This is a genomic window from Pedobacter sp. FW305-3-2-15-E-R2A2 (genome assembly GCF_038446955.1).
Lineage (GTDB): Bacteria > Bacteroidota > Bacteroidia > Sphingobacteriales > Sphingobacteriaceae > Pedobacter.
This window is the reverse complement of the sequence record NZ_CP151803.1, coordinates 6221869-6237093: the sequence shown is the minus strand read 5'-3', so window position 1 is coordinate 6237093 and position 15225 is coordinate 6221869. Positions and strand designations below refer to the sequence as shown.

Annotated in this window: 13 protein-coding genes; 6 read left to right on the top strand and 7 right to left on the bottom strand. The window is 41.1% G+C overall.

The annotated features are described in order from the left end of the window. Nucleotides 1-15 precede the first annotated feature (15 nt). The gene (locus AAFF35_RS25200) at nucleotides 16-1206 is read left to right on the top strand and encodes a hypothetical protein (protein WP_342329285.1); all 1191 of its coding nucleotides are present in this window, start codon (nucleotides 16-18) and stop codon (nucleotides 1204-1206) included. A gap of 23 nt (nucleotides 1207-1229) precedes the next feature. Here AAFF35_RS25200 and rodA read toward each other — a convergent pair whose 3' ends face one another. The 7 genes from rodA to purN all read right to left on the bottom strand — a co-directional run bounded on the left by rodA (nucleotide 1230) and on the right by purN (nucleotide 9337). Next, nucleotides 1230-2495, bottom strand: a complete 1266-nt coding sequence (gene rodA, locus AAFF35_RS25195) for a rod shape-determining protein RodA (protein WP_342329284.1) — start codon at nucleotides 2493-2495, stop codon at nucleotides 1230-1232. Next, nucleotides 2492-4495 (bottom strand): penicillin-binding protein 2, encoded by a 2004-nt coding sequence (gene mrdA, locus AAFF35_RS25190; protein ID WP_342329283.1) that lies wholly within the window; start codon nucleotides 4493-4495, stop codon nucleotides 2492-2494. Before mrdA ends, rodA begins: the two co-directional genes overlap by 4 nt. After that, on the bottom strand, nucleotides 4495-5010 hold the full coding sequence (locus AAFF35_RS25185) for a rod shape-determining protein MreD (protein ID WP_342329282.1): 516 nt from the start codon (nucleotides 5008-5010) through the stop codon (nucleotides 4495-4497). Before AAFF35_RS25185 ends, mrdA begins: the two co-directional genes overlap by 1 nt. Next, the gene (gene mreC / locus AAFF35_RS25180; protein WP_342329281.1) at nucleotides 5000-5839 is read right to left on the bottom strand and encodes a rod shape-determining protein MreC; all 840 of its coding nucleotides are present in this window, start codon (nucleotides 5837-5839) and stop codon (nucleotides 5000-5002) included. The genes AAFF35_RS25185 and mreC overlap by 11 nt, the downstream gene beginning before the upstream one ends. A gap of 101 nt (nucleotides 5840-5940) precedes the next feature. Further along, entirely contained in the window at nucleotides 5941-6963 is a 1023-nt protein-coding gene (locus AAFF35_RS25175; RefSeq protein ID WP_008246482.1) for a rod shape-determining protein, read from the bottom strand. An 87-nt stretch (nucleotides 6964-7050) separates the two neighbouring features. Beyond that, the gene (purH, locus tag AAFF35_RS25170) at nucleotides 7051-8577 is read right to left on the bottom strand and encodes a bifunctional phosphoribosylaminoimidazolecarboxamide formyltransferase/IMP cyclohydrolase (RefSeq protein ID WP_342329280.1); all 1527 of its coding nucleotides are present in this window, start codon (nucleotides 8575-8577) and stop codon (nucleotides 7051-7053) included. Nucleotides 8578-8758: 181 nt separating this feature from the next. Beyond that, nucleotides 8759-9337, bottom strand: a complete 579-nt coding sequence (gene purN, locus AAFF35_RS25165; RefSeq protein WP_342329279.1) for a phosphoribosylglycinamide formyltransferase — start codon at nucleotides 9335-9337, stop codon at nucleotides 8759-8761. 450 nt (nucleotides 9338-9787) lie between these two features. On the opposite strand from purN, the gene AAFF35_RS25160 reads away from it, so the two are divergent. From AAFF35_RS25160 to pheT, 5 genes are all read left to right on the top strand, one after another. Then, nucleotides 9788-10624 (top strand): DUF6266 family protein, encoded by an 837-nt coding sequence (locus tag AAFF35_RS25160; RefSeq protein ID WP_342329278.1) that lies wholly within the window; start codon nucleotides 9788-9790, stop codon nucleotides 10622-10624. 258 nt (nucleotides 10625-10882) lie between these two features. Continuing rightward, nucleotides 10883-11137: a 30S ribosomal protein S20 gene (gene rpsT / locus AAFF35_RS25155; protein ID WP_073232477.1), complete on the top strand. Its 255-nt coding sequence runs from the start codon at nucleotides 10883-10885 to the stop codon at nucleotides 11135-11137. 59 nt (nucleotides 11138-11196) lie between these two features. Further along, the gene (gene radC, locus AAFF35_RS25150; RefSeq protein ID WP_342329277.1) at nucleotides 11197-11898 is read left to right on the top strand and encodes a DNA repair protein RadC; all 702 of its coding nucleotides are present in this window, start codon (nucleotides 11197-11199) and stop codon (nucleotides 11896-11898) included. A 74-nt stretch (nucleotides 11899-11972) separates the two neighbouring features. Next, nucleotides 11973-12761 carry an endonuclease/exonuclease/phosphatase family protein gene (locus AAFF35_RS25145; protein ID WP_342329276.1) on the top strand — a complete coding sequence of 263 codons (789 nt, stop codon included), beginning with the start codon at nucleotides 11973-11975 and terminating at the stop codon, nucleotides 12759-12761. Nucleotides 12762-12818: 57 nt separating this feature from the next. After that, a complete protein-coding gene (gene pheT / locus AAFF35_RS25140; RefSeq protein ID WP_342329275.1) occupies nucleotides 12819-15218 on the top strand; it encodes a phenylalanine--tRNA ligase subunit beta in 2400 nt (799 codons plus the stop codon). The last annotated feature ends 7 nt before the right edge of the window (nucleotides 15219-15225 follow it).

Here is a 15225-nt window from a genome sequence, read left to right as displayed (position 1 = left end):
TGTCGTTATTAAATTATGATGAACCAAGAAGATATTTTTAAAAAGATAGGCCTGATCTTAGACGAACTTCAGGACCAGTACGCGTATTTGGCGCAAAATCCAAAGCAACTCAATGAGTTAGAACTCGAGTTGTTTATGGCTAACGCTAACTTTTTATCAGATCATGTTCAGATTGTAAGAAAATTAAACAGTGTAAAGGTACTTAAGGAAATCCCGGAACATACCTCCGCAGCTCCTGAACCTGTGGAAGAAAAGATAACGGAAGCATCGGTTCATCCGGAAGAATGGTCACATCAGGCTAACGTGATTCCCGAAGAAATAGCAGAAGAGCCGAATAGCAACGAAATTGTTGCCGAGGAAACTGCAGCGGTTGCAGTGGTCGAAGAGATGGAACAACACCAGATTAAAGAAACGTTTGTTGAATCACCAATAGAGCGTGAACCAATAGAAAGAGATTTGTTTAAACTAGATAAGGAACCCTCGACATTTGAGTTTATATTGAAAGACATTGGTGCTACCGATCAATTCGAGTTTGAAGAAAAATCTGTAGATGAAATTTTTGACAGGCCTCTGAGTAAGGAAGAAGAGGAAGTCATCGCGCAGAAGCAAAGAATCAGAGATCAGGAAGCTCAGGTAAAAGTAGAAACGGAAACAGATGATGAGCTTGGGCCAGAGCCCTTCCTTGTCGCAAAAGAGGAGGATGTTATTCCCGCTGCGAGTACTCAGTTGGTTTTGGATGATTTTGAAAGAAAAGAAGTTCATGCCTTTAAAGAGGAAGTGATTGTGGAAGAAGCTCCCGTTATTGCTTATAAAGCAGAAGAACCTAAAGTCGAAGCGATTATAACCGAAGTGCCTAAAACAGAAACTCCAAAAACAGAAGAGACTGCCAGACCTACTTTAAATGAACTTCTTGCCCGTCAGAACGGAAATAGCAATGTCAACACCGACAACAGCAGAAACAACATCACAGATCTTAAACAAGGCATCAATCTGAACGATAAGATGCTGTATATAAAAGACCTGTTTAACGGATATAACCTGGCTTATGCCGAGGTAATCGACCTATTAAACAAGATGCCCGATTTTAAAACTGCAGATTCTTTTTTACAGAACAATTATGCTTTAAAGAACAACTGGGCATCCAGACAAGGAACTGTTGATAAATTCTATGAATTGTTAAATCAGCGTTTTCCGGCGAATAGTTAAGCAGGCTCAGATCGTTATTCTGCTTAAATAAAGCCCATTCTGTTCGAATCCAGTTTAAGGAAGATAAACAGCAATACCGTAAAACTCCAGAGGGAAGAACCACCATAGCTGATGAAAGGCAAAGGAATCCCGATCACAGGGATAATGCCTATTGTCATTCCTATGTTGATGAATACGTGGAAAAAGATAATACTGGCTACACAATATCCGTAAACTCTGGAAAAGGTAGAACGCTGCCGTTCGGCAAGGTTGATGACCCTGAGCAGCATGAAAATATATAAGGCGATTACCGTGAAGCAACCTGCAAATCCCCATTCCTCTCCGATGGTGGAGAAGATAAAGTCTGTACTTTGTTCCGGGACATAGCCATATTTCGTTTGTGTGCCCTGTAAAAACCCACGTCCGGTTAACTGCCCGGAACCAATGGCAATTTTGGACTGTATTACGTTATATCCTGCACCTTTAGGGTCTGTTTTGAGGCCAAGCATGATTTCGATCCTTGTCTTCTGATGTGGTTCTAAAAGCTTCTCATAAGCCAGCTTTACCGTAAACAGGTAAAGTACCGCCACTACTGTAACAATGATACTCGAGAACATGATCTTTTGCTTTCTCCTGTTCTGGTAGATAAATAAACCTCCTATAGCCAAAACTATCGGCAACAAGATCTCTATTGGAACGAGGAAGTCGGCAATGAAAAGCACGATCATTCCCAGGAAAATCAATAGGAAATACCCTGATAAGCCTTCTCTGTATAAAGGAAACATGAAAGATAAAAAGACCAGTCCGGAACCCAAATCCGGTTGTAACATGATCAGAAACAATGGAATTACAATGATTACAGCCGCAAAAAATATAGACTTTACATCCCTTAACTTTGGACTGAACGTACTGATATAACGGGCCAGCAGCAGTGCGGTACCAAATTTTGCAAGCTCTGAGGGTTGCAGCCTAAAGCTTCCCAGAGGAATCCAGGCCTGGTTTCCGCCTACTTTTCTTCCCACAACGAGTACGAGTACCAGCAGCAACATCGTTATCCCATAGACAATGGGAGAGAAGATGCTGAAGAATTTTGCATCCAGTAACAGAATAGAGAAGCCAAGGATCAGTCCTGTAATGACATATATCAGTTGTTTGCCGTAGCTGGTGGCAAAATCGAATTCACTGCCTGTTGATCCGTTAAAGATCGAAGCATAGATGTTGACCACACCAATCGAACATAAAGCAACGTAGAGCAGGATCGTGATCCAGTCTACATTAAAGAAAAACCGATTTCCCTGTTGATTACTCATTTTGTCGTTTGAATTGGTTTAGCTGTTTGAATCGGTTTAACAGTTTGAATTGGTTTAGCAGGAACAGGAGGCGTACCTAATGTTTTCGGCTTCTGTGTACTTTTTAAGGTAGAATCTTTTTTAGCAGAATCCGTCAGCAATGGTTTTAATTTTACTTTAGGTTTTGGTGGTACTGGTAAAATCACCTGTTTTTTCATCCATTCCACACTTGCTCTTTTGTTGACCGCAATGCTGTCTTTCAGGTATTTTTCTGTAATGTAACTCGCAATTGGCGCAGCATAGGAACTACCATAACCTGCATTTTCTACCACTACTGCAATGGCGATTTTAGGATTGTCTCTAGGTGCAAAGCCGATAAACACAGAGTGGTTCTTTCCACGTGGATTTTGTACCGTACCCGTCTTACCACACATGATGATGTTATCGATCATGGATTGTCTGGCTGTACCCCATGGTGCACTTACTGCATCCTGCATCCCATCAATTACCGGCTCAAAGTGCCTGGCATCTACATCTACATAATTTTTCCGGGCATATTCCTTTTTGATCACCTTGTTCTCTCCAATGGCTTTGATCAAGTGGGGTTTGACATAAAATCCGCGATTGGCGATGATGGCCATAATGTTGGCCATTTGCAATGGGGTAGCATCCATCTCCCCTTGCCCGATTCCCAATGAGATGACTGTAGTATAACCCCAGGACTTACCGTATTTCTTGTTGTAATAATCTGAAGCATATAATCTTCCGGTCCGTTCCGAAGGCAGGTCGACACCAAGCTTATCTCCAAGACCAAATTTCTTTACCTTTTGCTGCCATGCATCATAAGCTATTCGCTGATTGGCATATTTCTTTTGCAACATCAGCTTTTGAAACACATAAAGCGCATAGGTGTTACAGGATCTGGCAAGACCTTTACGTAAGGCAATATTTCCATCCACGTGCTCACATTTCACCCTGTGATTTCCGGCCATAAAGTAACCCGGGCAGTTGAAGGTAGTATTTGGGTCAATCACTCCTTCCTGTAAACCTAACAAAGCATCTAAAGGTTTAAATGAAGAACCCGGCGAATAATAGCCTTGTATTGGCCGCACTGTGAAAACCCTGTTCGGATTTTTCTCCTGGTTGATTAAATCCATGTAATTGTTTCCCTGCTGCCGTCCTACCATTAAGTTGGGATCGTAACCCGGACTGCTCACAAAGGCCAGGATCTCACCTGTAGCGGGCTCAATAGCCACAATACTGCCGACCTTGTTTTTCATGAGCTCTTCGCCCAGTTTCTGAATCCGGAAATCCAGAGAAGACACTACTTTTTCTCCTGATTTGGCAAGGGTATCAAATTTACCTTCTGCATAACTTCCTTTCGGTACATTGTGCACATCATATAACATGTTGATGATCCCTTTTTCTCCTCTGAGGACATCATTATATTGTTTTTCCACCCCCGCTTTACCGATGTAATCTCCGGGGCGGTAATAACCATCGCTTTCTTCAATATCTTTCGGGGATACCTCTTTTACATAACCAAAGAAATGGCCTGCTGCACTGTCGGGATAATACCTTACCGTTCTGCTTTGTACAAAGAAACCCGGGAAACGGGAAAGTTGTTCAGATAAGGCCGCATAGACCTGTATCGAAAGTTGTTTCTCAAAGATGTTGGGCTGATACCTGGATTGAACAGTTGCTTTGTTCAGACTTTTCTTAAAGCGCTTCATGTCGATGCCCACAATGTGACAAAGGGCCAGGGTATCAAATTCTTTAACCTGATTTGGAATCACCATTAAGTCATATACCGGTTCATTCTGAACCAGGACTTTTTCATTCCTGTCGAGGATCACCCCTCTGGCCGGGAAGGTATAAAGCTTGCGCAGCACATTACTTTCTGCGGAGAGGAAGTATTTGTCGCTCGCTACCTGGATATAAAACAGGGTGCCCAACAAAATTAAGGCAATCGCGATAAATAAACCCTGTATGATATATTTTCGGTTAAACAGATTGTCCATTAGCGTGCCTTCCTGTTATAGAATACGAATTCTATTAAGATGATTAAAAACAAAGTAAATAATGTGCTGAAAAGGCACCTCAGTAAAGTATAAGAGAACTCTGTTAAGCGGAATGTCTCCAGAAAGAAAAGGACAAGATGATGCGCAGAAATGCACAGTGCCGCATAAATGCTAAACCATTTGAAACCCATGTTTCCCAATGTAGGCTCTGGCTCATCAAAATTATCTTTGTTTACCGTTACGGCAATAAATGAGATCCTGACGAAGGTTAATGTCACACAGGCGGCGGTATGCACACCCATTGTATCGTAGAAAGCATCCAGTGTTAAACCCGTTACAAATGCAATCAGGTACAACAGCAGGTTTGGGATTTTAAAAGGAAGTAAGAGTAGGAAAAGAACATAGACAAAAGGAGTGGCCAGGCTGTAAAAGCTCAGGTTCCTAAGGAGTATGATTTGAATAAAAAGTAGTAAGAACCATCTGAAGATGTTTACCAATATTATTTTACTGTTCATTTGGCAATTTTGATTCTAAGCTTTTTTGTTCCTCTGCTAATTTGTCTTTAATGACATACACGTACTGTAAGGTACTAAAATCATTGAAAAGTTCGATTTCTATCGTCAGGAAATTATCTCCTGTGGCGATACCGGTATTGCTCACCCGTCCTACCGGAATGCCCGGAGGGAAAGAAGAGAATCCCGAAGTAACGACGGTGTCTTTTAAGGCGATCTTAAAATGGTTGGGCACATCTTTGATGTAGGCCTTTCTAAAATCAGCATTTTTTGTTCCCCATACCAAAGTACCCAGGGCATTATTTTTTTTCATGGTCACACTCACCTTGGTATCCTTATGTAATAAAGAAGAGATGGTGGCCAGGTGGTCTGAAACATCCCGGATATAACCCACTACGCCTTTTCCCGGAGAGATCACGGCCATTCCACTGGCGAGGCCATCGGCTTTTCCGCGGTTGATGGTGATGATGTTGTTTCTTAAGGTAATGGAATTCTTGATTACCCTGGCGGCAAGATAAGTGTATTGTGAATGGCTGAGGCTGTCTTTGACCACCACATTTTTAGCGCTGTCGATTTTTTTAAGTGCCAGCACTTCTGTCTTTAGCTTCGCATTTTCTGAGGCAAGACTATCATTTACATCACCCAGATTAAGGTACTTCTTCAGTACATTCAGATTGGTGTATGCCTTTCCAACTACCTCATTGGTAGAATTTACGGCCACACTGCGCTGGTAGGAGTTGTTACTTACCGTGAGATAAAGCCCAATAGTAAAGAAAATGATAAAAAAGAAAAATGCGTTATATCTGTTTATGAAAATCCAAAGGTTACGCATACTTTTCGATTTGTTTTCTGATTTAGGTTTTAAATGTTATTCTAAGTATTACTTAAAGCCGAAGGTCGGAACTTAACATTTAAAACCCAAACTCAGGACGCTTATTGCATTAAGAATTTATAACCGCCAATGTTCTTTAAAGCGATTCCGGTTCCGCGTACTACTGCACGAAGTGGATCTTCGGCAACATGTACAGGAAGTTTTGTTTTTGCAGCTACACGTTTATCTAAACCGCGAAGTAAGGCACCACCACCTGTTAAATAGATACCTGTCTGGTAAATATCCGCAGAAAGTTCCGGTGGCGTAATCTCTAACGCTTTAAGGATGGCCTCTTCGATTTTTGAAATGGATTTATCTAAGCAGTGTGCAATTTCAGTATAGGAAACGGTGATTTGTTTTGGAACACCAGTCATCAGATCTCTTCCCTGAACCGCAAAGTCTGCAGGTGGATCAGTTAACTCAGGCAATGCTGCACCAACTTCGATCTTGATTTTCTCCGCAGTACGGTCACCGATCATGATGTTGTGCTGGCGACGGATGTAATTTACGATGTCTGAGTCGAAGTTATCTCCCGCTACACGGATAGACTGGTCACATACGATACCTGATAAAGCGATTACAGCAATCTCAGTCGTACCACCACCTATATCGATGATCATGTTACCCATTGGTTCTTCTACGTCGATTCCGATTCCTACAGCTGCTGCCATTGGCTCATGAATCAGATAAACTTCTTTAGCTCCCGCGATTTCCGCTGAATCTCTTACTGCACGTTTCTCTACCTCAGTGATTCCGGAAGGGATACAAATTACCATTCTCAAAGACGGGAACATCCATCCTTTACCACCGTTAAGCATGCGGATCATACCTTTGATCATCGCTTCTGCGGCATTGAAATCAGCAATTACCCCATCTTTCAATGGTCTTACCGTTCGGATGTTATCGTGCGTCTTACCTTCCATTTGCATGGCTTGTCGGCCAATAGCGATAATTTTGTTTGTTTGTCTGTCAAAAGCAACGATGGAAGGTTCATCTACCACTACTTTGTCATTATGTATAATCAGAGTGTTAGCCGTACCTAAGTCGATAGCTACCTCTTGTGTAAACCAATTAAATAAACCCATTTATAGGTGATAATTTAAGTATTAAAAATTCTGTATACTATAGTAATGTAAAACTACGTCTTTTTATTGTATTCGCAGTTAAATAAATTAGTGCTTAAAATGTCTAATACCCGTGGTAACCATGGCGATGCCTTTCTCATTTGCCATATTGATGGAGTCTGCATCTTTAATGGAACCACCTGGTTGTAAAACAGCAGTGATACCCGCTTCAGCGGCAATTTCTACACAGTCAGGGAATGGGAAGAAAGCATCAGATGCCATTACTGAACCCTCCAGTGCAAAGTTGAACGCGTTTGCTTTAACGATGGCTTGTTTCAAAGCGTCTACTCTTGACGTCTGACCAACACCGCTTGACAGCAACTGGTTGTTCTTAACAAATACAATGGTATTAGATTTAGTATGCTTAACGATCTTATTCGCGAAGAAAAGATCTTTCAATTCTTCTGCTGTAGGTGTTTTCTCCGTAACGGTCACCATCTCGTCAGTATTTTCAATGATCAGGTCTTTATCTTGCTCGATAACACCGTTTAATAAGGTCTTGAATTGTTTTTTGCTCAGCTCTACCTCGTTTCTCTGTAAGATGACCCTATTCTTCTTAGCGCGGAACAATTCCACAGCTTCCGGCTGATAAGAAGGAGCGATCAATACTTCGAAAAACAGTTTGTTGATTTCTGTAGCAGTAGCCAGGTCAATTTCGCGGTTAGCGATTAACACGCCACCGAATGCAGAAACAGGATCACAGGCAAGGGCGATATCCCAGGCTTCTTTGATCGTTGTTCTGGAAGCAACACCACAGGCATTGGTATGTTTTAAGATGGCAAAAGTTGGCTCTTCGAATTCATCGATTAAAGCTACAGCAGCATCTACATCAACCAGGTTGTTGTAAGAAAGTTCTTTACCATTCAGCTTAGTAAACATGGCATTTAAATCACCATAAAATACACCTTGCTGGTGTGGGTTTTCGCCATATCTTAATGTTTGCGCAGTGTTTAAGCTCTGTTTGAATACATTAAGTGGTTCTTCCGTATTGAAATAGTTGAAGATGGCTGTATCGTAGTGTGAAGAAGTATGGAATGCTTTTTTAGCATATGCTTTACGCTGTGCTAAAGTAGTTTCTCCGTTTTGTTCTTCTAATTGTTGTTGTAAGTTGCTGTAGTCGTCTTTTGAAGCAAGAATGACTACGTCGTTGAAGTTCTTTGCAGCTGCTCTGATCAGGGAGATACCACCGATGTCAATCTTTTCGATGATTTCTTCTTCAGTACCACCTGCTTTCAGGGTTTCTTCAAACGGATACAGGTCGACGATAACCAGGTCGATTTCAGGGATCTCATATTCATTGATCTGTTGCTGATCTGAAGCTAAGCCTCTTCTGTTTAAAATACCACCAAAAACTTTAGGGTGTAATGTTTTTACCCTTCCACCTAAAATTGAAGGATAACCTGTAAGGTCTTCGACCGCTGTAACCGGTAGGTTTAGGTCTTTTATAAATTGTTCGGTACCACCAGTAGAGAATAACTGGACACCCTGCTTAGCTAACAGGCGAACTAAAGGTTCTAAACCATCCTTGTAATAAACTGAAATTAAAGCGTTTTTGATCTTTATCGATTGACTCATTAGAGAAAAATTTTGAGCCGCAAAAGTACCCATTTTTCTTTTAATGTCAAATGCTTATTTGCAGTATATTAAACGAGGATTATCATCCCTTTAATTGTCCGCTTTTTTGAAGGATAAAAAGGCTTTGTTTTTTGTTGATTTCAGCAGGCTATTCTGGCCACTGGAGCAGATAAATCCGGTTTTATTTCTTTATCTTTTTGATGATCGTTTCTACAATACGAGGGTAGTGCTGGTGTTCCAGTTGCTGTCCTTTGAATTTAATCAACTCCAGATTGTCGTCTTTATCAATGCGGTATTTAGCCTGATAGATGTACTCTCCTTCGTCGTAATTTTCGTTCACATAGTGAATTGTAATTCCTCCTTCGGTTTCCTTTGCTTCCATCACTGCTTTATGCACATGGTCTCCATACATTCCTTTTCCTCCAAACTTGGGAAGAATGGCGGGATGGATATTGATGATGCGTCCAGGATATTCGTGAATCAGCTTTTTAGGGATAAGCCATAAAAAGCCCGCAAGTACGATGAGGTCTACTTCCAGATTTTTGAGCAGGTCGATGACGTGATCAGTATGGTAAAATTCGTTCCTGTCGAAAATATGAGAAGGGATTTCGAAGTTATCTGCACGTTGCAAAACGTACGCATCCGGATTGTTGGTCAGCACCAGGGCGATCTCTACTTCAGGACTACGTTTAAAATGTTCCATCAGTTTTTGGGCATTGGAGCCTGAACCTGAAGCAAATATGGCGATACGTTTTTTCATCTGTGCTGGTTGATTTATGAACTCAAGCTGGTTCCACTGGCTTTTACGAACCGGTGATTTTTGTCAAAAATAGCATTTTAAGCAATCATCGGAAGATTTTTATTGCTTTTTGTATCATTTAATAAGGAGGTATGGCTTTGAATTGCGAGGAATGGTATCGATTTCGGCATTCTCCGCATGATAGGAGATATAAAAGAGGAATGAAGGTCTGTTAGCCTCCGTATTAAGTTTTGAATTGTTGGAATATTGCTTCGATATTGAGTATAGGTTGGTAGGTCCTTGTTAGGGCTATTTGACCTTTAAACGTTATATTAATCTATTTATAATCTATTGTCAAATTTTAGATAATACAAAACTCTTCCCTAAGTTTTCTCCCACTTTATATGGTTTGTTATTGCTTTATTAGTTATTTAATTATATATTGGTAGTCAATTGATTAACTGATTAGCTATGGCGACTTCTAAAAACGGCCTTTATGGTCATCCGAATGGAAAAATTGGAAATATTGTTTTTTATGTATTAAACGGTCAGAATGTAAGCCGTACGATTGGTGATCCGGGTAAACCGAGCAGAAATCAATTGGGAAATCAGCAGTCTATGGCAGTGACGATGGCGTTTTTAAAGCGTATGAAAGAATTTATCACTGTAGGTTTTGAGTTGGAAGCTGCTGGTACGGTTAAAAATGCTTTTAATCTGGCTACTTCCTATAATAAGAAAGGCGCGCTCCAGGGCGAATATCCAAACATCAGTGTGAATTATAGTAAAGTGGTACTGAGTAAGGGTGATTTGCCGGTTGCAAAGGACATTCAGTTGAGTAAAGCAGATACAGGTGTCTTGATTAGCTGGGATCCGAGCCGTCTGGATTTTGATTACGGGCCCGACGACAGTGTGATGATCATGTTGTATCACCCGCTAAGAAAAAAGGAGACGTCTTTTCTTAATGCTGCCAGAAGAGAAGAGGGGAGTCGTTTTATTGAAATTGATAAAGAATGGCTGGAGGAACCCATAGAAGCATATTTGTGCTTTAAATCAGCTAACGGTAAGCGCATTTCCGATAGTGTTTATGTGGGAAATCTTAATGGTGAAATAGAAAGTCCGGAAGAAAAGTCTAAAAAGAGGAAGTATCTGGAGGTAAAAGTAAGATTTGATCAGATAGAGGCAGATTATTTAAGGTTAATGCATTTGGATCGGGGCGCGCATATGGGTACTAAGGCCTTCCGGCATCTCGAAAAGGAATATGAGGTCCTCAAAAAGAAATTGGATGATCTTCCCGGGAAGCCCGGTTAAAAAGAATTATTTTGTTTGTTATGAATGCAAGGCAGGCAGTTCTGCAGCGGGGCTGGGCTAGGGTAGTCCTCGTTTATTAAAGCACTCTAAATCAATATTTAAGATTTATTAAAAATATTTGCGACTTCATTTTGCATATTAAAAACATTAATTCTATATTTGCAGTCCGAAAAAAATGGAAAAACAAAAGGCTGGTAGCGGTTGGGATTGTACCCAATAGTCTTGAAAGCTTTAAAAGGAATATTATAATATTGAAAAATGGCAAATCATAAATCTTCATTAAAAAGAATTAGAGCAAACGCAACTAAACGTTTACGTAACAGATATCAAGCTAAAACAACCCGTACTTTTATCAAAAGGTTACGTGCTGCTGAAGACAAGAAAACTGGACAAGAATTATTACCGAAAGTAATTTCTATGTTAGATCGTTTGGCTAAGAAAAATGTTATTCACAAGAACAAAGCAGCTAACAACAAATCGAAGTTAACTAAATTTGTTAATGGCTTAAATTAAATATAGCTTTACAATATTATAGACGGGATATGCTTAATTGCATATCCCGTTTTTTATTTATGGCTAAATACAAACGGAAAATAGGAATCAAGCAATGGGCTGAGGCCGACAGGCCCCGGGAGAAATTGATGCAGTACGGAAGGAGACACCTGACCGATGCAGAATTGATTGCCGTATTGATTGGTTCGGGTAATCTGGATGAAACTTCTGTTGACCTGAGTAAACGGATCCTTGCAGCCTACAAAAATGACCTGAATAAACTCGGGAGGGCAACGGTTAAGGAGCTTTCCGTTTTTCGGGGGATAGGCGTAGCAAAAGCAATTGCCATTGTTGCTGGCCTGGAGCTTGGACGCCGGAGAAAAGAGGAGGTTACGGAGCTCAAATTTGTTCAGATTAAAGATGCTAAAGATAGCTATGAGCAGTTTTATCCCGTGCTTACGGATTTGCCCCATGAAGAGTTCTGGGTATTGTTGCTGAACCGGGCAAATCATGTCATCAGTAAACACCAGATCAGTAAGGGTGGATTGTCCGGAACTGTAGCTGATCCCAAGGTGATCTTTAAAATAGCGATGGACCATGATGCTGCTTACCTGATTTTAGCGCACAACCATCCTTCCGGAAATTTAAAGCCCAGTCAGGAGGATTTGATACTCACCAGAAAGCTGATCACTGCAGGAAAACTTCTGGATCTGAATGTGCTTGATCACTTAATTATTACAAACAATTCTTATCTTAGTTTCAATGATGAGGGGTTAATTTAACCTGTATTAAGTAATTTGCCCTTCTTATGAGAAAGGTAATCCAGTTAAGTCTAGTATTGCTGTTGATAGTGTCAATGGCTAATGCACAAAGGGAAAATGTAATTAACATCATTTCCTATAACATCCGTTTAAATGTAGCTTCTGATGGCGAAAATGCCTGGCCAAAACGTAAAGATAACGTGAAGGCATTGGTGCGTTTTCATGACGCAGATATTCTCTGTGTCCAGGAAGCTTTGCCTCTACAAGTAGATGAATTGCTCGAAAACACCAATTATGCGATGGAAGGTGTGGGCCGTGACGACGGAAAGCGTGCAGGGGAATTTTCTGCGATCTATTTCGATAAATCCAGATTTATCAGAAAAGACGGAGGCACCTTCTGGTTATCAGAAACTCCTGAAAAACCTTCTAAAGGATGGGATGCGGCTCTGAACAGGGTTTGTTCCTGGGTCAGACTCTTTGATAAAAAGAATAAAAAAGAGTTTTTGGTCTTTAATACCCATTACGATCATATCGGCGTACAGGCCAGAATAGAATCTGCAAAACTCCTCAAAAGGAAAATACAGGAGATCGCACCAAAGCTGCCGGTCGTATTTACCGGTGATTTGAATGTCACTCCGGAAACTGAAGCAATTGCCACCATTAAATCTTTCCTTATTGATGCGAAAGAAGCTTCTGTAGAACCTGCTTATGGTCCGGTGGGTACTTTTAATGCTTTTAAATTTGACAGCCCCCTGAAGGATAAAATTGATTACATCTTTGTGAACAAAGGTTTTAAGGTTCAAAAGTTTGGGGTGTTGTCGGATAGCAAGGATTTACGTTATCCTTCAGACCACTTACCAATTATTGCCCGTTTATCTTTCTAAGACATTTACACCGACGGCATTATTTTATATCTTTGCATTTTATACTGAACATACAACATGAAGATATCATATAAGTGGCTGACACAATTCCTGACAACTGATAAAACTCCTGCAGAACTTTCGCTTATCCTGACCGACATCGGTTTGGAAGTTGAAAGTCTGGAAACGGTACAAGCCGTTGCTGGCGGATTGGAAGGATTGGTGATTGGTCATGTATTGAGCTGTGTACAACATCCTAATGCGGATCGTTTACGCGTGACTACGGTAAATGTAGGCGGAGCGGAAAACATCCAGATCGTTTGCGGTGCACCTAATGTGGCTGCTGGTCAGAAGGTGGTAGTGGCTACCGTCGGTACTACTGTTTACCCGAATGAAGGGGAACCATTTAAGATCAATAAGTCTAAAATCAGGGGTGAAGTTTCTGAAGGAATGATCTGTGCGGAAGATGAAATCGGATTGGGTGTTTCTCATGATGGTATTTTGGTGCTTCCTGAAGATACGCAGATCGGGCTCAGCGCTAAATCTTATTTCAATCTGGAAGATGATTACCTATACGAAATCGGATTAACGCCTAACAGGGCAGATGCAGCTTCGCATTTAGGGGTGGCCAGAGATTTGGCCGCTTATTTACGTACGCCATTAACAATGCCTGATGTTACAGCTTTTAAAACTGCAAATGAGCAGTTGAACATTGCAGTAAGTGTGGAAGATACTGAGGCATGTCCAAGATATAGCAGTGTTTCCATTTCTGGAATTACGGTTAAAACTTCGCCAGACTGGTTGCAGGATAAATTAAAAGTAATCGGCATTCGTCCGATCAATAATATTGTTGACATTACCAATTACGTATTGCATGAGTTAGGGCAACCGCTTCATGCTTTTGATGCGGATAGCCTTAAAGGCGGACAAATCATCGTTAAGAAATGTGCAGAAGGAACTCCTTTTGTAACGCTTGATGGGGTAGAACGTAAGTTGTCTGCAGAGGACCTGATGATTTGTAATGCAGAAGAGCCGATGTGTATTGCCGGTGTATTTGGTGGTAAGAACTCCGGTGTAAATGAAAACACCACAAAGGTATTCCTGGAAAGCGCTTATTTTGATGCTAAAACAGTACGTAAGACGGCTAAAAGACATGGTCTGAAGACTGATGCTTCTTTCAGGTATGAGCGTGGTACAGATCCTGAAATGACGATCTTCGCGCTAAAACGTGCAGCCTTATTGATTCAGGAACTTGCAGGTGGAGAAATCTCTTCTGTAGTATCTGATGTTTATCCGGCTCCGATCGCTCCTTTCGATGTGGAGGTAAATTACCATAACATCAATAAACTGATTGGTGCTGAGATCCCTCATGCAGAAATCAAGGAGATCATTACTGCTTTAAGTATTGGAGTAGTGGCGGAGACCGCAGAAGGTTTGTCCTTAAAAGTACCTGCCTATAGAGTGGATGTAACGCGTGAGTGTGACATTACAGAAGAAGTACTTCGGATCTATGGTTATAACAGGATTGCGATTCCAAGTAAAATCAATGCTTCTTTATCCAATACTTCTAAACCAGATGTAGAGCAGACGCAGCATGTGATTGCGGATATGCTGACTGCCAATGGATTTTTGGAGATCTGGTGTAACTCTCTAACCAAAGGTGCTTATTCTAAGAACCCTGAAGAAGCCGTTCAGATCCTGAATCCTTTGAGTTCTGATTTGAATGTGATGCGTCAGGGCTTGTTAATGCCGGCATTGGAAAGCGTTGCTTACAACCAGAACAGAAAAACAGCAGACATTAAGTTTTATGAATTCGGTAAAACTTACCATCTGATCAATGAAAAATATGTGGAGCGTCCGCGCCTGCTGATCCTGATCTCCGGATCAAATCAGTCGGAGCAATGGAACCATAAAGTGTCTCCGGTAAGTTTCTACCATTTGAAAGCTGCTGTAGATGCAGTGATCAGCCGTTTGGGAATCAGTAATTACCAGTCGGCGGATGTGAGCGATGATAATTTTGCTTACGGACTGAAGTATTTCAGAGGCGATAAAGCGATCGTTACATTCGGCGCGGTTACCACTGCAGACCGGAAGAAAGCGGATGTGGATAAAGAGGTGTTTTACGCCGATTTTGACTGGGCTTTATTACTCGACATTGTCAGAAAGAATAAAATTGTGAATAAAGAAGTGTCGAAATATCCTGCGGTAAGAAGGGATTTATCGATGCTGGTAGATACGGATGTGACCTTTGATCAGTTGAAAACTATTGCTTTTAAAACAGAGAAGAAGCTGATTAAGAGCGTACAAGTGTTCGATGTGTATGTTGGAGAGAAGCTGCCGGAAGGCAAGAAATCTTATGCCTTGAACTTCACTCTGCAAGACGAGGAGCAGACCTTAACCGATAAGCAAATTGATGCGGTGATGCAAAAGATTATTTCTAACTTAGCGCAAACAGCAAAAGCGGAAATAAGAAAATAATTTATTG